Here is an 18,015-nt window from a genome sequence, read left to right on the forward strand (position 1 = left end):
TGAGCAGGGCGATGTGCGCGGTCGCCGCTCACTCCTCACGCGCACGTTTCACCCGTCCTCCGCCTCCAGCCAAAGACCGCCCATGAACGCCAAAGTCTGTGTCGTCGCCGCCGGGGGCACCGGCGGGCATATGTTCCCCGCCGAGGCCCTGTCGCGCGAGCTGGCCGGGCGGGGCTGGCGCATCGTGCTGGCCACCGATCATCGCGGCGAGCAGTACGCGCACGGCTTCCCGGCCGAGGAGCGGCTGGCGCTGGATGCGGCGACGGGCAGCGGTCCGATCGGCATGGCCAAGGCCGGTGTCGCCATCCTCAAGGGCGTCGTTCAGGCGCGCGCCGCCCTGACGCGGCTGGACGCGGCGGTGGTGGTCGGCTTCGGCGGCTATCCGTCGGCGCCCGCCCTGCTGGCGGCGCTGAGCCAGAAGCGGCCGACCCTGCTGCATGAACAGAATGCGGTGCTGGGCCGCACCAACCGCTGGTTGGCGCCCTATGTGGGCGCCATCGCCTCGTCCTTCCCCAACCTGCAGAAGGTCCCGGACGGCGTGCGGGACCGGGTGACGCTGATCGGCAATCCGGTGCGGCCGGACATCCGCGCCCTGTTCGACCGCCCGTTCGCGGCGCCGGTCGACGGCGGGCCGATCCATGTGCTGGTCACGGGCGGAAGTCAGGGCGCGCGCATCCTGTCGGAGACCGCGCCGCGCGCCTTGGCGGCCCTGCCGGACGCGATCCGGGCCCGGCTGAAGGTGCAGCAGCAGTCGCGGCCCGAGACGCTGGAGGCCGCGCGGCAGATCTATCTGGAGGCCGGGATCGAGGCCGAGGTGGCGCCCTTCTTCCGCGACATGGCCGCCCGCCTGTCGACGGCGCATCTGGTCATCGGCCGGGCCGGGGCCTCGACCTGTTCGGAACTGGCGGTGGCGGCCCTGCCGTCGCTGCTGATCCCGCTGAAGATCGCCATGGACGACCACCAGCGCTTCAACGCCGCCAGCCTGACCGAGGCGGGCGGGGCCGAGGTGATGCTGGAGGACGCGGTGACGGTGCAGGCGATGACGGCGGCGCTCGCCGGCATCCTGTCCGACCCCGCGCGCCTGACCGCCATGAGCGCGGGCGCCCGGTCAGCGGCCCTGCCGGACGCGACCGGCGACCTCGCCGACCTGGTCGAGGCGGCGGCGACCTGAGGCCGCAGGCTTTTGGGGGCTCTGATCGTGACTTCGCGCGTTAGCTTGGCCATGCCGGATTTCATTCTTGACCTGACCCGCGAGGTGTCCCGCCTCTGGCGCGAGTTCAACTGGCTGCCGGAATGGGCGGTGGTGGCGCTGATCGTCGTCGCCTTCGTCTTCATCGGCTGGGCGGCGAACCAGCTGGTGTTCTGGTTGCTGCAACTGGCGGTGCGCAAGCGCGAGCTGTTCTGGCGCGGCGTGGTGGGCCGCGCTCGGCTGAAGGTGCGGATCATGGTGATGATCATCGCCCTGGCCCTGGCGGTGACCGTGTCGCCGCTGGACCCCGGCCCGTCGATGGCGGTGCGCCAGTTGCTGGGCTTCCTCTTCGTGCTGACGCTCGGCTGGATGGCGATCGGGGCGACCGACATGTGGGCCATCGTCTACATGCGCCGCTTCAACATGGCCGAGGAAGACAACCTCGTCGCCCGCAAGCACGTGACCCAGACCCGCATCCTGCAGCGGGTCGCGGCCCTGCTGATCGCGCTGATCACCCTCGGGCTGGCGCTGATGACCATCGGGGCGGTGCGGCAGTGGGGGATGAGCCTGCTGGCCTCGGCCGGGGTGGTCGGGATCATCGCCGGTCTGGCGCTGCAACCGCTGCTGACCAATCTGATCGCGGGGGTGCAGATCGCCACGGCCCAGCCGATCCGGCTGGACGACGCCGTCATCGTCGAGGGCGAGTGGGGGCAGGTGGAGGAGATCACCTCGACCTATGTGGTGGTCAAGCTGTGGGACTGGCGGCGGATGATCCTGCCGCTGAGCTATTTCATCACCACGCCGTTCCAGAACTGGACGCGCGAGACGTCGCGCCTGATCGGCACGGCCTTCCTGTACGTCGACTATGAGGCGCCGATGGACCGGCTGCGGGCCGAGCTGGAGCGGATCTGCAAGGCCAGTCCGCGCTGGGACGGGGATGTGGTCAATCTGCAGGTGACGGACATCACCGACCGGACGGCGCAGATCCGCTGTCTGGCCAGCGCGAGGAATGCGCCGACGGCCTTCGACCTGCGCTGCGAGATCCGCGAGGGGATGCTGGCCTTCATGCGGGACCATTGCCCGGAGGCCTTGCCGCGGCAGAGGCAGCTGAATGCGGGGTTGGGGGAGGACGAAAGCGGACTGTCTACTGGCTCAGCGCCTCCCGCCCGACCCTGACGGCGTCGTCCAGCGTGCCGACGCCATAGGGACCGACCGAGTCCGGATTGCAGGCCGCGGCGAGGAGTTCCGCGGCGTCGCCGCCCTCGACGGCTTCGTAGGGCGGGGCCGGATCGGGCGTGGCCGGGCCTTCGGCGCCGCCGGATTTCACGGCGGCGAAGTCGAGCCGGTCGGCGGACCGGGCGGCGCAGTCGAAGCGCCACCACGACCAGCCGCCCCAGTAGGCCTGATCGCCGACGTGGAAGTCGGCTTCGGCGACCTGGAAGGCGCGCATCTTCAGCCCGTCGCCGTCACGCTGGATCGAGACCATGTCGGCGAAGACGGCGAAGCGGCCGACGCCGGTGAGGACGAAGCGATGCTCGCCCGCAGGGTTGTCGTCCCGGGCCGCCGTCGCGGGCGCGGCGAGGGCGGTGAGCAGGGCGGCGAACAGGACGGACTTCAGCGGGGGGCGTTTCATCCGCTGATCGTAACCGGACGTTGACCGCGCCGCGAGTAGGCTGGGGCCATGACGCGCTTCATGACGCTGGATTTCGCCGACGGGGACCGGACCGAACTGCTCGGTCAGGTGGCCGCGATGGCGCGCGGCGCCTACGGCTATGTGGTCACGCCGAACGTGGACCATGTGATCAAGCTGATGGACGGGCGGGTGGCCGAGGACGTCTATCGCGGCGCCGCCCTGATGATCTGCGACAGCCGCATTCTGGCGCATCTGGCCCGGCTACGCGGCAAGCGGCTGTCGGTCTATCCGGGCTCGGACCTGACCGCGGACCTGCTGGCGTCCGGGCATGACCTGACCTTCGGCGTGTTCGGACCGGATCGCGTGGCCTTCAACGAGCTGACCGCCCTGTATCCGGACCGGCGGTTCACCTTCATCGCGGCGCCGATGCTGACGCCCGGCACGCCCGAGTGGGACGCCACGGTGAAGGCCGCCGCCGAGGCGGACTGGGACGTGCTGCTGGCCTGCGTCTCCTTCCCCAAACAGGAGCGGTTCGCCCATGCCCTGCGCGCGGCGGGCCGTCCGTTCGGCGTGACCCTGTGCGTCGGGGCGTCGGTGGACTTCCTGACCGGGCGGCAGCACCGGGCGCCGAAGGTGTTCCAACAGCTGTCGCTGGAATGGCTGCACCGGCTGCTGAGCCAGCCGAGGCGGATGTTCCGCCGCTATGTGATCGAGGGGCCGGCGATTGTCGGGCTGTTTCTCAAGCACGAAGTTATGCGGCCGTAGTTCCTCCCCGTCAGGGGAGGGGGACCGCCGAAGGCGGTGGAGGGGCGCCTGACGCTCTCTCGATTCCATGTTAAGTTGCAAGCATGGTCGCCATTACGGAAACGACCCGTCGTGCCCGACGCCTCAGGCGGCGACTGACGCTGCCTGAGGGGCTGATGTGGCGCGCTTTGCGGGGCAGGGCGCTGGCGGACCTTCGCTTCCGCAGACAGCATCCGATCGGACCCTACATTCTCGACTTCTACTGTCACGAGCTGAAGCTGGCGGTGGAAGTCGATGGACAGGTTCACGAGCATCCTGATCGTCTGGCTCATGACCGACGGCGAACGGATTGGCTGAATCAGCAGGGCATCCGGGTGATCCGCATCGCCGCGCGTGATGTGCTGGATGATCTGGATGCGGCGCTGGGTTTCATCCGGAGATCAGCGGGCCGGTAAGGCCCCGCGTCCGTGTCTGGCGCCCCTCCATCACGCTTCGCGCGGTCCCCCTCACCCAGGGGGGAGGAACTGAGGCGCGTGGGGCAGGCGCCCCTCCACCACGCTTCGCGCGGTCCCCCTCCCCTGAAGGGGAGGAACTGCGGCGCGGGGGCAGGCGCCCCTCCACCACGCTTCGCGCGGTCCCCCTCCCCTGAAGGGGGAGGAACTGAGGCGCGTGGGTCAGGCGCCCCTCCACCGCCTTCGGCGGTCCCCCTCCCCCAAGGGGGAGGAACTGCGGTCCCCCTCCCCCGAGGGGCGGCGCTAAGCCACCAGCGTCTCCGCCACCGTCAGGTCCACGCTGACCAGTTGCGACACGCCGCGCTCGGGCATGGTAACGCCGTAGAGGCGGTCCATGCGGCTCATGGTCACCGGGTTGTGGGTGATGACGATGAAGCGGGTTTCGGTGCGGTTGCGCATCTCGTTGAGCATGCGGCAGAAGCGGTCGACGTTGGCATCGTCCAGCGGGGCGTCGACCTCGTCCAGCACGCAGACGGGCGCGGGGTTGGCGAGGAAGACGGCGAAGATCAGGGCGGCCGCCGTCAGGGCCTGCTCGCCGCCGGACATCAGGCTCATGACCGCCAGACGCTTGCCGGGCGGACAGGCGAAGATTTCCAGACCGGCTTCCAGCGGATCGTCGCTCTCGACCAGTTTCAGCTCGGCCTGACCGCCGCCGAACAGGGCCTCGAACAGGGCCTTGAAGTTCTCGTTGATGACGTCGAAGGCGGCGATCAGACGCTCGCGGCCCTCGGCGTTCAGTTCGTCGATGCCGTCTCGCAGCCGGGAGATGGCGGTGGTCAGGTCCGAGCGCTCGACCTTCATGGTCTGCAGACGGTCGCCGTATTCGTTGGCCTCCTCCTCGGCCAGCAGGTTGACCGCGCCCAGCTGCTCGCGCTCGCGTTCGAGCCCGTACAGCAGGCTTTCGGCGCCGGCGGCGTCGGGCGGACGGGCGACGGCGTCGTCGGTCAGCTTCTGGCCCAGCTCCTCCGGCGACATCTGCGCCGTCTCCTCGACGTTGCGGGTCGCGTCGGCCAGCTTCTCGGCGGCGGCCTCGGCGCGGGCGGCCAGACCGGCGCGGGCTTCGCGGGCCTGTGAGGCGGCGGCATCGGCGGCGCGGGAGGCGCGGTCGGCGTCCCCGGCGGCGCCCTCGGCCACGGACAGGGCGTCGGCGGCGGCCTTGCGGCGCGTCTCGGCCACGGTCAGGGCGTCCAGCAGGGCGTTGCGCTGGGCGGCCAGTTGCTCAGGCGCGTCGGAGGCCTGTTTCAGTTTGGCGGCGGTCTTTTCGGCGTCCTTCTCCAGGGCGGAGACGCGGGCCTTGGCGTCTTTGGCGCGCCCGGCCCAGCCTTCGCGCTCGCGCTTGATGCCTTCCACCCGGGCCTGACGACCGGCGACCTCGCGCGCCTCGGCGTCGCGCTCGACGCGGGCGGTGGAGGCGGCGGCGCGGGCGGTGTCGGCGGCGGCGCGGGCGGCGGTCAGCTCCTCGCGCAGGGCGGCGAGGGTTTCGGACGGGGCCTCGGTTCCCTGCGCCTCGATCAGGGCGGCTTCGGCGGCCTCGACCTCGGCGGACAGGCGGGTCAGGGTTTCGTCCAGCGCCTGGGCCCGGGCTTCCTTGCGCGCCTGTTCACGACCCAAGGCTTCGACGCGGTCGCGGGCGGCGGTCACGGCCTTGTCGAGCGGGAAGGGGGCGGCGCGGGCGATCTTCACCGTCTCCTCGGCGGCGCGGAAGGCGTCGGTCGCGGATTTCAGGGCGGCTTGCGCGGCCTCCAGCGCGGGCTTGCCGGCGTCGATCTCGGTTTCCAGCTCCGACAGGCGGGTGCGTTGGGCCAGACGGACGGCGGCGGGGCGCGGGGCTTCGGCGCGCTGGACGAAGCCGTCCCAGCGCCACAGGTCGCCGTCGGTGGTGACCAGACGGGCGCCGACGGGCAGGCTCTTCGCCAGCGTCGCCACCTGATCCCTGGCCGCCACGCCGCACAGGGCCAGACGGGCTTTCAACTGGTCGGGGGCGGAGACGTGGGCGGCCAGCGGGGCGACGCCGCCTGGCCAGACTGGCGTCGGGACCTCTGCCCCGGCCCAGTAGGCGGCGGCGCGGGCGTCCAGCGCGGCGTCCAGATCATCGCCGAGCGCGGCGGCGAGGGCGGCTTCATAGCCCTTGTCGGCCTGAACCCTGTCCAGCGCCGGGGCGTGCTCGCGCTTGCCCTGGACCAGCAGCTGGGCGAGGCCGCGGGCCTCGGTCTGGAGACGGCCCAGTCGGTCCTCGGCGGCGCGGGAGGTCTGACGGGCCTCCTGTTCGGCGCGGGCCTTGTCGCCGCGATCGGCCTCGGCGGTCTCGACGGCGGCGCGGGCGGCGGTGAGCGCGGCCTGCGCCTGTTCCAGCGCGGCCCGGGCGGCCTCGATCTCGGGCGTTTGCAGCGGGCCGAGCGCCTCGCGCTCGCGTTGGGCGGAGGCGAGCTGGACCCGGGCGCGTTCGACGCGGGCTTCGGCGTCGCGCTTACGGGCGTTTTCGGCGGAGACCCGGGCCTCGACGGCGGCGACGGCCCCGGCCACACGCTCGACCTCGGCGTCGGCGGCGCGGCGGGCGTCATCGGCGGCCAGCAGGGCGGCGTCCAGCTCCGGCCCGCGCGCGGGGGCGGCGGCGATCTCGGCGGAGACACGCTCGAACGCCTCGGTCAGCCGGGCCAGTTCGCTTTCGGCGTCCCCGGCCATGCCGGTTTCGCGCTCGATGTCGGCGGCGATGCGCAGGCCCTCGGCCTTGAGGCGATCGACCTCGGCGCGGGCGGCCTGTTCGGCCATGTCGAGCCGGTCGCGCTCCAGACTGGCGCGGTGCAGCAGGGCGCCGGCGACGGCGTCCTCCTCGCGGGCGGGCTTGAGGGCGTCCTGGGCGTTCAGCGCGGCCGTCTGGGCCCGGCCCGAGGCGGTGGTCGCTTCCAGCACGGCGCGGTCGGCCTCGGCCAGCTCCTGCGCCGCGACCTCGGCGGCGAGGCGGGCGTCGTTCCAGCGCACATAGAGCAGGGAGGCCTGCAGGGCGCGGATCTCGGCGGAGATCTTCTTGTATTTCTCGGCCTGCCGCGCCTCGCGCTTCAGCCGGGTCAGGGTGGTTTCCAGCTCGCGACCGATGTCGTCCAGCCGTTCGAGATTGGTCTCGGCCGCCTTCAGGCGCAGCTCGGCCTCGTGACGGCGGGTGTGCAGGCCGGCGACGCCGCCCGCCTCCTCGAGGATGCGGCGGCGGTTCTGCGGCTTGGCGGCGATCAGCTCGCTGATCTGGCCCTGACGGACGAGGGCCGGGGAGTTGGCGCCGGTGGAGGCGTCGGCGAACAGCAGCTGGACGTCGCGGGCGCGCACCTCCTTGCCGTTGATGCGGTAGGTCGAGCCCTGGCCCCGGTCGATGCGGCGCGAGACCTCGAGGATCGGGCTGTCGGTGAAGGGCTGGGGCGCGCGGCGCTGGGCGTTGTCGATGGTCAGCTGGACTTCGGCATGGCTGCGCGGCGGGCGATTGGCGGCGCCAGCGAAGATGACGTCGTCCATGCCCTGACCGCGCATGGCCTTGGCCGAGTTGGCGCCCATGACCCAGCGCAGGCTTTCGAGCACGTTCGATTTGCCGCAGCCGTTGGGGCCGACGATGCCGGTCAGGCCGGGTTCGATATGGAACTCCGACGCGTCGACGAAGGATTTGAAGCCGACAAGCCTGAGGCGCTGGAACTGCACCTGCGGCGGGCCGTCTAGCGGGCCGCGGCGGCCGCGCGGACAGCGACCTCCAGACCGCCCAGCGAGCGGTCTGCCACGAGGCGGCCATTGACGAAGAAGGCCGGAGTGCCGGTCACGCCGGCGTCGACGGCGGTCTGGATGTCACGCTGGATCGCCGCGCGGGTGGCGGGCAGGGCGATACAGGCGTCGATCTGGGGCTTGGTGCGTCCGCTGGCGGTGATGGCCGGGGCGTACCAGTCCTGCTGATCGCCGCCGTTCAGGACCGCGGACTGGCCGTGCATCAGGACAGAGGCGACGTCGAAGAATTTGCCGGGGGCGGCGCAGCGCGCCAAGGCGGCCGCCGGGCCCGAAAGCTCCGGCGGGTTGGTCGGCAGGTCCCGGAAGACGTAGCGCACCTGACCGGTGTCGATCAGCCGCTGCTTGAACAGCGGGAAGACCATGTTGTGCCAGTCGGCGCAGTGGTGGCAGGAGAAGGAGGCGTATTCGATGACCGTCACCGGGGCGTCGGCCCTGCCGAGCACGCGGTCGGCCGCCGTGACGGGCGCGACCGGCTCGACGGCGACCGCCCGCGACGGCGCGGAGGCCGTCGCGAGCGGCGCCAGAAGGGCCAGCGTCAGGATCAGGAACGGTCGCAGGAACGCCTTCACGGTCGCCTCCTACTTGGCCAGGGCGGCGTCGATGGCGGTGGACAGGTCGGCGAGGGTCGCGCCGCTGTTCGAGCCCGGGGTGACGATGGTCTCGCCATTGACCATGAAGGTAGGCGTGCCGGTGACGCCGTTGCTTACGGCGGCGCGGGCCCGCTCGTCGGCGGCCTTCAGCGCCTCCGGATCGGTGATGCAGGTCTGGATCTGCTCATTGCTGAGTCCGACGCCGTTGCCGACCCGGAACAGGGTCTGGCGGGGATCGGCGCCCGGCGACAGCATTTCCTGCTGGCTGGCCATCAGTTCATGGACGACATCGAAATACTTGTCCCCGCCGGCGCAGCGGGCGATGGCGAAGCCGGCGACGGCGACGTTGATCGGGCCGGTCGGCAGTTCGCGGAACACGTAGCGCACCTTGTTGGTGTCGACGTATTTGGCCTTGAAGCCCGGCCAGGTCTCTTCCTGCCAGGCGGCGCAGTGAACGCAGGTGACCGAGGCGTATTCGATGACGGTGACCTTGGCGCCTTCCGGGGCGCCCAGCGCCATGTCGCCGGCGGCCGGAGCGCCGGAGCTGCCGCCGCAGCCGGCGAGGGCCGCGAGCGCGGCGAGGGTGGCGGCGGACAGGGCCGCGCGGCGGCTCATGTCGGCATAACGGAACTTCATGGGGTCTTCCTCACCTCGACGGGATTTTCGGATCATCGCGCGATTCCCCGCAAAGTCGCGCAGCCATGGTTTTCGAGAACAGGTGCGGCGAAGTTTTGTCAACGCCGCCGGTGGTCGCGGTCCCCAAGAACGGCGCGGCCCAGCTTCTCCAGCGACTTTTGCAGCCCCTCGGGCGCGTCGGCGATGGAGGCCTTGAGTTCGGCTTCCTGATGGGCGGGCAGGGGGGCGGCGACGGCGGCCCTGCGGGCGGCGGGGACGGGGGCGTCGGTGAGGGGCTTCACAGGTCCCTGGGCGATGCGGAGTTTGGTCACGGCGCCCGGGCCGAGGAACAGGTTCACCCGTTGCAGGATGTCCTCGGACTGGTGCTGAACCAGAAGGGCGGCAGGGCCGGCGACGCGCAGTTCGAGGGTGCCGCCATTCTCGCCCCGGCCCTTGGTCAGCTTCTGCGGGCGGGTGACGCGGGCCAGCCGTTCGCCGACGATCTCGCGCCAGCGGGGCTCCAGGGCGCCGGCGCCGCGTCCCAGCTTGCCGTCCAGATCCTTGATCAGGCCCTGGAGCGCGCGACCGGCCTTGGGCGCCGGGCGCGGGGCCGGGCGGGTGCGGCGGCGGGACAGGATTTCCCGGACTTCGGCGTCTGTTGGCAGCGTGCGGCGCATTTCCGGGTTATAGCGCGACGGATGCCTTCCGTCCCCGCCGACGTGCCCGCCCTCCGCGCCGCCCTGCTGGGCTGGTACGATGCGCACGCGCGCACGCTGGTGTGGCGCGCGCCGCCGGGGACGAAGGGGCGGCCGGACCCCTACCGGGTATGGCTGTCGGAGGTCATGCTGCAGCAGACCACCACCCCGCATGCGACGCCGTATTTTCTGACCTTCACCGCGCGCTGGCCGACCGTGTCCGATCTGGCGGCGGCGGAGGATGGGGATGTCATGGCCGCCTGGGCGGGCCTCGGCTACTACGCCCGCGCCCGCAACCTGCTGGCCTGCGCGCGGGCGGTGGCGGGGGCGTATGGCGGGGTGTTCCCGGACACCGAGGCGGGCCTGTTGGCCCTGCCGGGGGTGGGCGCCTATACCGCCGCCGCCGTGGCCAGCATCGCCTTCGGCGAGGCCGCCAATGTGGTCGACGGCAATGTCGAGCGGGTGATGTCGCGTCTGTTCGCGGTCGAGACGCCCGTGCCGACGGCGCGGCCGGAATTGCGGGCGCTGGCGGGATCGCTGGTGCGGGACGAGCGGCCGGGCGACTGGGCCCAGGCGCTGATGGATCTGGGCGCGACCGTCTGTCGTCCGAAATCGCCCCTGTGCGGGGATTGTCCGCTGACGGCGTGGTGCGCGGGATACGCAAGCGGCCAGCCGGAGCGTTATCCGCTGAAGCTGAAGAAGGCCGAGCGGCCGCACCGGACGGGCATCGTCTGGGTGCTGCGCGACGCGGCCGGTCGGGTGGCGCTGGTGCGGCGGCCGGACAAGGGGCTGCTGGGCGGCATGCTGGGCCTGCCGACCTCGGACTGGAGCGCGACGCCGGACAGCGCCCCGCCGGTGGCGGCCGACTGGCGCGAGGCCGGGTTCGTGGAGCACGTCTTCACCCATTTCTCGCTGACGCTGGAGGTGCGCGCAGGAGAGGGCGGGGGAGACTTCGTCTGGACGGAGGTCGAGGAGGCGCTGGGCGCGCTGCCGACAGTGTTCAGGAAGGCGCTGGAGCGCGGGCTGGGCTGACCTTCACCTCTCCACGCAGTGGGGGGGGACCATGCGAAGCCTTGGGCGAAGCATGGTGGAGGGGTCGATACGGGCGCGGATGGCCGACCCCTCCACCACGCTGCGCGTGGTCCCCCTCCCCATCTTCGATGGAGAGGTGAGTGGGGTTGCTACCCCAGTGTCCTGACCTTGACCGCGCCGCCCCGGCGGCGGGGCATGGCGACGGTGCGGTCGCCCAGTTGCTGGAAGGTCAGGTCGACCAGGCCGTCGCCGACCTGAAGGTCGGTGACGTTCAGGCGGTCGATGCCGGCGGGCAGGACGGGGTCGTCGATCTCGACCACGCCCGCGACCGCGTCGATGTTCACGCCCAGCGCCGCCTGAAGCATCAGGAAGACCGATCCGGCGGCCCAGGCCTGGGGCAGGCAGGCGACGGGGTAGGCGATCGGCGGCTCGCCGGTCGCGCGCTCGAACCCGCAGAACAGTTCGGGCAGGCGCAGGTGGAAATGCGTCGCCGCGGCGTAGATCTCGCCGAGCAGGAGGGCGACCGCGCGGCGCTCGCCGTATTTGGCCATGCCCGCCGCGGCCATGGCCGTGTCATGGGGCCAGACGGAGCCGTCGTGGTAGCTCATGGGATTGAACCGGGCCTGACCGGTCGCCAGCGTCCGCACGCCCCAGCCGGAGCGGAACTCGGCCGACAGCATCCGCTTCGTCACCTTCAGCGCCCGCTCACGCGACGGCAGGCCGGTGAACAGCAGATGGCCCGCGTTGGAGCCGATGGCGCGGCAGGGCTCGCCGTCGCCGTCCAGGGCGATGGCGTAGAAGCCCTCGTCCTCCATCCAGAACTTCTCCTCGACCAGGGCGCGGGTCGCTTCGGCCCGGGCGGCCCATTCGGGCTGACGGTCATCGCCCAGCGTCTTCGCGAGCTCGGCCATCGCCTGCCAGGCGGCGAAGGCGTAGCCCTGAACCTCCAGCAGGGCGACGGGCCCTTTCGGGAAGCGGCCGTCGGCGTGGAAGATGGAATCTTCCGAGTCCTTCCAGCCCTGGTTGGACAGGCCGGTGTCGGCGCCGCGCTGGTAGCTGATCAGGCCGTCGCCACGGATATCGCCGTAGTCGGTCATCCAGCCGGTGGCGGCGATCAGATTGGGCCAGAGCTGACGGATCAGGTCGAAGTCGCCGGTGCGACGCGCATAGGCGCCGGCCAGGGCCACGAACAGGCAGGTGGTGTCGACTCCGCCGTAATAGAGGCCGAACGGCACCTCGCCGAGGGCGCTCATCTCGCCGCCGCGAGTCTCGTGCATGATCTTGCCGGGGGCCGAGTCCTGGAAGGCTGACACCTCGGTGGCCTGACGTTTGGCGAGATAGGTCAGGACGCCCTTGGCCAGCGACGGGTCGAGCCACAGCATCTGCCAGGCGGTGATGATGCCGTCGCGGCCGAACGGGGTCGAGAACCACGGCACCCCCGCATAGGGGTAGGGGCCGGTCGGCAGGTCGGTGGTCAGCAGGGCCACGTCGGCGCGGCTCTGGTCCAGCCAGTCGTTGAAGCGCGGGCTGCGCGGGCCGCGCAGGGAGGCGCCGCGGCGACGGCGACGGCGCATCGACAGCCGCGCCTCGATGGCGTTGCGGCGGAAGCGCGCCTCGTCCGGCGTCTCGCAGCGGTCGGGACCGCATTCGATATACAGATCGACCCGCTTGCCCATGGGCAGGCTGAACATGAAGTCGGCCTTGGCGCCCGTCAGCCGGGCGGGCGGCTCGGAGAAGGCGAGGCAGCTGTTGCGCTCGACATTATCCAGACCGAGGTAGCCAAAGCTGACCCGTCGACCGTCGTGGGTCGGGGACGTGCGGGTCCCGTGCTTGAGCCGGGGCGTGCCCCGGACCTGGAAGATGTCGGCGAAGTCCGCGCCGAACTCGAACGACAGCGGCAGCAGGACGTCCTCCACGCCGTGATTGACCATCCGGACCCGCTCGAACATCCGCCGGTCGCGGATGAAGCGGCGACGCTCGATATGCAGCACGCCGGCCGGCGCGGATCGCCCGCCCATCGGGGGCAGGGGGCGATTGGTCGTGTGGCAGATGAAGAAGACGTTGTCCTGACTGACGCCCGAGCTGAGCCGCGAGGGGCGCGCGCCGCCGACGGTCATCACGAAGCGGGACAGCAGGCGGGTGTCGTGGTCGAACAGACCGTCGGCCCCGCCCTTCAGGTCGCCCCAATGGTCGGCGACACAGAAGGTGTCGGCGTCCTTGAGCGCCATCAGCTGTTCAAGGCCATCCACTTCTCCGCTGTTCGCGGCGGTGGTCTGCACCGAATAGGCGTCGTCCATGAGGTTCCTTGACGGCGGTTCAGGTCGGTTCCCAGCCTCCCACCCGAATGCGGACGCTTAATGGCCGCCAGACTGAAATGAGCTCGGATGCGCGGGCATCCGGACCCGGATTTCACTGCAGCCTCAAGCCAGAGCCGTATTCAAGGCATCGGTGGATCGCGACGCGATCCCTCTCAACCGATCTCACGGTACGATAACGGACAAACCCGCCCGGGGTTCAGGCGATGGCCGCGAAAGTCCGGGCTTCGTCCAGTGGACGCAGGGCGGTGACCACGTCGGTCAGCGGCGCCTCGGCGAAGGGGCGGCGCGCCAGCAGGTCGCCGTAGACGTCCAGATAGCGCCGGGCCATGGCGGTGGCGGAGAAGCGCAGCTCGAACCGGGCGCGGATCGCCTCGCGGTCCAGCAGATGGGCCCGGCCGGCGGCGGCGATGGCCTGTTCCATGGTGTCGACCAGGAAGCCGGTCTCGCCGTCCTCGATGATCTCGGTGGTCGAGCCGCATTTGAAGGCGACGACCGGCGTGCCGCAGGCCATGGCCTCGATCATCACCAGGCCGAAGGGCTCGGGCCAGTCGATGGGGAAGAGCAGGGCCTCGGCGCCGCCGAGGAAGGCGGACTTCTGATGGTCGCCGATCTCGCCGACGAACTCGATCAGCGGATTGTTCTCGACCATCGGCTTGATGACGGTCTCCCAATAGGCCTTGTCCGCCGCATCGACCTTGGCCGCCATCTTCAGCGGCTTGTTCAGGGCGGTGGCGATCTGGATGGCGCGGTCCGGGCGCTTCTCGGGCGAGATGCGGCCGAGGAACGCGAGGTAGCCGTCCGATTTCGGACTGAACGTATAGAGCTCGGACGGCATGCCGTGATGGACGGTCGCCTTCCAGTTGGCGAAGGGCAGGGGGCGGCGCTGGTCGTCGGAGATCGACACCATGCCGAACTGGGGCCAGCGCTCGTAGACGCCGGGCAGGTCCTTCAGGTCCAGCCGCCCGTGCAGGGTGGTCAGGGTCTTGTCCGCGCACCGCTCGAAGAAGGGGAAGTGGATCATGTCGGTGTGGAAATGGATGATGTCGAAATCGTCGGCGCGCTTCAGCACCTCCGACAGCATCGACATATGGGCCGCCAGGTCGGACTTCAGGGGAGCCGGATCCAGCCGGATCGCCTGATCCCGCACCGGGATCAACCGGGCCCGGGTCTCGGCCTCGGCGGAGGCGAACAGGGTCACGTCATGGCCCAGGTCGACCAGCGCATCGGTCAGGTGCGCGACCACCCGTTCGGTCCCTCCATACAGCCGGGGCGGAACGGCTTCGTACAGCGGGGTGATCTGGGCGATCTTCATGGCATGCGCTCCCGACGCCCTTCCGCGGCGCCGGGATCACTAACAATGCTGCAGGTGCGAAGTTCCGCAAAATGCGGAATTTCTTTCGTGAAACCGGTGACTTACAGCGTTACAATGTGTCGGTTAGCGAACTTAACGCGCCTGTCCGGCAATCAAGTCGTTGAAAAGATTAATCGGGCCTATTGCATCCCGGCGCGGATTTCGGCGCGCAGGGCGTCGATGCTGCGCAGGCCCTGATCCGACTTGAAGCGCCAGTAGGTCCAGCCGTTGCAGGCGGGGGCGTTTTCGAACAGGGCGCCCATCTTGTGGATCGAACCGGTGAGCGAGCCGGCGACCAGCGAACCGTCGGCGCGGACACGGGCTTCGCGTTCGCCCTTGGGGCAATACAGGCGGTCGCCCGGACGCAGCAGGCCCGCTTCGACCAGGGCGCCGAACGGCACCTTCGGCTCGTTGCGCTTGGAGCCCATGACGGCGAGGTCTTCCGGGGCGGCGGGCAGCACCGCCTTGATGCGTTTTTCGGCAACTTTTGCGTAGGTCTCGTCACGCTCGATGCCGATGTAGTGGCGGCCCAGACGCTTGGCGGCGGCGCCGGTGGTGCCGGTGCCGAAGAAGGGATCCAGCACGACGTCGCCCGGTTTGGTGGCGGACAGCAGGACGCGGTGCAGCAGGGCCTCGGGCTTCTGGGTCGGATGGGCCTTCTTGCCGTCGGCGTCCTTGATCCGCTCCTCGCCGGTGCACAGGGCGAAGGTCCAGTCGGAGCGCATCTGGGTGTCTTCGTTGAAGGCCTTCAGGGCGTCGTAGTTGAAGGTGTAGCGCTTCTGCTCACGCGAGCGGGCGGCCCAGATCAGGGTTTCGTGGGCATTGGTGAACCGGGTGCCCTTGAAGTTCGGCATCGGGTTGGACTTGCGCCAGATGATGTCGTTCAGCACCCAGAAGCCCAGGTCCTGGATCGCCGTGCCGAGGCGGAAGACGTTGTGATAGCTGCCGATCACCCAGATGGAGCCTTCGGGCTTCAGAACGCGGCGGCATTCCTTCAGCCAGGCGCGGGTGAAGGCGTCGTACTCGGCGAAGCTGTCGAACTTGTCCCAGTCGTCGTCGACCGCATCGACCTTGGAGTTGTCGGGACGCAGCAGGTCGCCGCCGAGCTGAAGGTTATAGGGCGGGTCGGCGAAGACCATGTCGACCGAGGCCGTGGGCAGCGAACGCAGCACCTCGATGCAGTCGCCCCGATGGACGATGTCGGTCTTCAGTTCGGACATGGAAACGCGGCCCCGCACAGGATTGAGCGGGCATGGTGAATCCTTACGGTTAAGGCGGCGTAACCGGAGCGACAGACGGTCGAAAGATCGGTCGGCGCGCAGTTGGGGGCGGGCTTGGGACGGTTTTCGACATATAAATAAGCTGCGGCCAAGCTGGGGCTTCGGGCGGCCGGGAGCGTTGGGGTGTCAACTCATCGTCACCCTCAGGACCTTCCGACATGGCCGCTTCGAAAACCCTCACGCCTGGAAACGGGGGCGAGACGCACCAGACCGCCTCCACGCCCGAGACCCGCCTGACCACCAATCACGGCGTGCCGGTCAGCGACAACCAGAACTCCCTGAAGGCCGGTCCGCGTGGTCCCTCGCTGCTGGAAGACTTCGTCCTGCGCGAGAAGATCCAGCATTTCGACCACGAGCGGATTCCGGAGCGGATCGTCCACGCCCGCGGTTCGGCCGCCCACGGCTTCTTCGAACTGACCGACAGCCTGGCCGACTACACCACCGCGAAAATCCTGACCGAGGTCGGCAAGAAGACCGAGCTGTTCACCCGGTTCTCGACGGTCGCAGGCGGGGCGGGGTCCGTCGATACCCAGCGCGATGTGCGCGGCTTCGCGGTCAAGATGTACACGGTCGAGGGCAACTGGGACCTGGTCGGCAACAACATTCCGGTCTTCTTCATCCAGGACGCCATCAAATTCCCGGACCTGATCCATGCCGTGAAGATGGAGGCCGACCGCGGCTATCCGCAGGCGGCCAGCGCGCACGACACCTTCTGGGACTTCATCGGCCTGATGCCGGAGAGCAGCCACATGATCATGTGGGCCATGTCGGACCGGACGATCCCGCGCTCGCTCCGCATGATGGAGGGCTTCGGGGTCAACACCTTCCGCCTGATCAATGCGGCGGGCGAGGCGACGCTGGTGAAGTTCCACTGGCGTCCGAAGTTGGGCACGCAGTCGACCTGCTGGGACGAGGCGGTGAAGATCGCCGGCGCCGATCCCGACTTCCACCGTCGTGACCTGTTCGAGGCGATCGACAGCGGCGACTTCCCCGAATGGGAGTTCGGGGTCCAGCTGCTGACGCAGGCGGAGGCCGACGCCCTGCCGTTCGACGTGCTGGACGCGACCAAGCTGATCCCCGAGGAGCTTCACCCGATCCGGGTCGTCGGACGGATGGTGCTGGACCGGAACCCGGACAATTTCTTCGCCGAGACCGAGCAGGTGGCCTTCCTGCCGACCAATATCGTGCCGGGCATCGACTTCTCCGAGGATCCGCTGCTGCAGGGGAGGCTGTTCTCCTATCAGGACACCCAGCTGTCGCGGCTGGGCACGCCGAACTTCCACCAGATCCCGATCAATCAGGCGCGGGGCTGCCCGTTCCAGAACCTGCAGCGCGACGGCCAGATGCAGACCTTCGTGCCCAAGGGGCGGGCCAACTATGAGCCGAACAGCCTGTCAGAGGCGGGTGAGGACGGTGGTCCGCGCGAGGACCCCAAGGGTGGCTTCCGCAGCTTCGCCCAGCCGGTCGAGGAGACCAAGGTCCGCATCCGGGCGGAAACCTTCGCCGACCACTACAGCCAGGCGCGGCTGTTCTTCGCGTCCCAGACGGAGATCGAACAGGCCCACCTCGCCAGCGCCCTGGTGTTCGAACTGTCCAAGGTGACGCTGGATCACGTGCGCAACCGGGTGCTGGGCAACCTGCGCAATATCGACGAGACGCTGGCGCAGCGGGTGGCCGACGGTCTGAACGTGCCGCTTCCGGCCGCCAATGAGGCGGCCAGCGCGCCGTTCGACATGGACGCCTCGCCCGCGCTGCGCATCGTCGGCAAATATCCCGACACCCTGAAGGGGCGCGCCGTGGGGATCCTGGTCACCGACGGCGCCGACGGCGCCGTGGTCGAGGCGGTGAAGGCCGCGGCCGAAGCGGAGGGGGCGACGGTCAAGATCGTCGCGCCGAAGATCGGCGGCGTGAAGCTGAAGGGCGGCAAGAAGCTGAAGGCCGACGGACAACTGGCCGGGACGCCGTCGGTGGTGTTTGACGCCGTGGCGCTGGTGCTGTCCGAAGCCGGTTGCGCCGAACTGCTGGGCGAGGGCGCTGCGGTCGATTTCGCGTCCCACGCCTTCGGCCACCTGAAGGCGATCGGCTTTACGCCGGAAGCCCAGCCGTTGCTCGACAAGGCGGGGGTCGTCGCTGATGCCGGCGTCATCGACCTGACGGCCGGCGCGGAGGCCTGGATCGAACCGGCGCGGACGCGTCAGTGGGACCGTGAGCCCAAGGTCCGCATGCTGGCCTGAAGCCGGGCGCTCCGGCGGCTGTGACGGTCCCCTGTCGAGGGAACCGTCACAGGCGCTCACGTT

At 70.0% G+C, this 18,015-nt stretch carries 14 protein-coding genes; 6 read left to right on the plus strand and 8 right to left on the minus strand.

What is annotated here, in order from left to right:
* Positions 1-82 precede the first annotated feature (82 nt).
* Both murG and ACW174_RS10265 read left to right on the plus strand, forming a co-directional pair.
* Entirely contained in the window at positions 83-1,171 is a 1,089-nt protein-coding gene (murG, locus tag ACW174_RS10260; protein WP_492014331.1) for an undecaprenyldiphospho-muramoylpentapeptide beta-N-acetylglucosaminyltransferase, read from the plus strand.
* Between the two features lie 51 nt (positions 1,172-1,222).
* Positions 1,223-2,365 carry a mechanosensitive ion channel family protein gene (locus ACW174_RS10265; RefSeq protein WP_492014332.1) on the plus strand — a complete coding sequence of 381 codons (1,143 nt, stop codon included), beginning with the start codon at positions 1,223-1,225 and terminating at the stop codon, positions 2,363-2,365.
* Here the strand turns inward: ACW174_RS10265 and ACW174_RS10270 are convergent.
* Positions 2,334-2,822 carry a hypothetical protein gene (locus ACW174_RS10270; RefSeq protein ID WP_492014333.1) on the minus strand — a complete coding sequence of 163 codons (489 nt, stop codon included), beginning with the start codon at positions 2,820-2,822 and terminating at the stop codon, positions 2,334-2,336. The genes ACW174_RS10265 and ACW174_RS10270 overlap by 32 nt on opposite strands.
* Positions 2,823-2,870: 48 nt before the next feature.
* Here ACW174_RS10270 and ACW174_RS10275 point away from each other — a divergent pair, with 48 nt between their 5' ends.
* Entirely contained in the window at positions 2,871-3,587 is a 717-nt protein-coding gene (locus ACW174_RS10275) for a WecB/TagA/CpsF family glycosyltransferase (protein ID WP_492014334.1), read from the plus strand.
* Positions 3,588-3,742: 155 nt separating this feature from the next.
* Positions 3,743-4,021 (plus strand): endonuclease domain-containing protein, encoded by a 279-nt coding sequence (locus ACW174_RS10280; protein WP_492014335.1) that lies wholly within the window; start codon positions 3,743-3,745, stop codon positions 4,019-4,021.
* Positions 4,022-4,321: 300 nt separating this feature from the next.
* On the opposite strand, the gene ACW174_RS10285 is transcribed toward ACW174_RS10280, so the two are convergent.
* From ACW174_RS10285 to ACW174_RS10300, 4 genes are all read right to left on the minus strand, one after another.
* Positions 4,322-7,759: an AAA family ATPase gene (locus ACW174_RS10285; RefSeq protein WP_492014336.1), complete on the minus strand. Its 3,438-nt coding sequence runs from the start codon at positions 7,757-7,759 to the stop codon at positions 4,322-4,324.
* Positions 7,760-7,773: 14 nt separating this feature from the next.
* Positions 7,774-8,406: a thioredoxin domain-containing protein gene (locus ACW174_RS10290; RefSeq protein ID WP_492014337.1), complete on the minus strand. Its 633-nt coding sequence runs from the start codon at positions 8,404-8,406 to the stop codon at positions 7,774-7,776.
* Between the two features lie 9 nt (positions 8,407-8,415).
* On the minus strand, positions 8,416-9,063 hold the full coding sequence (locus ACW174_RS10295; protein ID WP_492014338.1) for a thioredoxin domain-containing protein: 648 nt from the start codon (positions 9,061-9,063) through the stop codon (positions 8,416-8,418).
* Between the two features lie 98 nt (positions 9,064-9,161).
* Positions 9,162-9,719, minus strand: a complete 558-nt coding sequence (locus tag ACW174_RS10300) for a DUF721 domain-containing protein (protein ID WP_492014339.1) — start codon at positions 9,717-9,719, stop codon at positions 9,162-9,164.
* Between the two features lie 21 nt (positions 9,720-9,740).
* Here ACW174_RS10300 and mutY point away from each other — a divergent pair, with 21 nt between their 5' ends.
* On the plus strand, positions 9,741-10,769 hold the full coding sequence (gene mutY, locus ACW174_RS10305) for an A/G-specific adenine glycosylase (RefSeq protein WP_492014340.1): 1,029 nt from the start codon (positions 9,741-9,743) through the stop codon (positions 10,767-10,769).
* A 149-nt stretch (positions 10,770-10,918) separates the two neighbouring features.
* Here mutY and ACW174_RS10310 read toward each other — a convergent pair whose 3' ends face one another.
* From ACW174_RS10310 to ACW174_RS10320, 3 genes are all read right to left on the minus strand, one after another.
* Positions 10,919-13,066 carry an amylo-alpha-1,6-glucosidase gene (locus ACW174_RS10310; RefSeq protein ID WP_492014341.1) on the minus strand — a complete coding sequence of 716 codons (2,148 nt, stop codon included), beginning with the start codon at positions 13,064-13,066 and terminating at the stop codon, positions 10,919-10,921.
* Between the two features lie 217 nt (positions 13,067-13,283).
* Positions 13,284-14,399 (minus strand): glycosyltransferase family 4 protein, encoded by a 1,116-nt coding sequence (locus ACW174_RS10315; protein ID WP_492014342.1) that lies wholly within the window; start codon positions 14,397-14,399, stop codon positions 13,284-13,286.
* Positions 14,400-14,578: 179 nt separating this feature from the next.
* Entirely contained in the window at positions 14,579-15,658 is a 1,080-nt protein-coding gene (locus ACW174_RS10320) for a site-specific DNA-methyltransferase (RefSeq protein WP_492014343.1), read from the minus strand.
* Positions 15,659-15,876: 218 nt separating this feature from the next.
* Here ACW174_RS10320 and ACW174_RS10325 point away from each other — a divergent pair, with 218 nt between their 5' ends.
* Positions 15,877-17,952: a catalase gene (locus tag ACW174_RS10325; protein ID WP_492014344.1), complete on the plus strand. Its 2,076-nt coding sequence runs from the start codon at positions 15,877-15,879 to the stop codon at positions 17,950-17,952.
* Positions 17,953-18,015 lie beyond the last annotated feature (63 nt).

Source organism: Brevundimonas sp. AVps31, assembly GCF_058681355.1.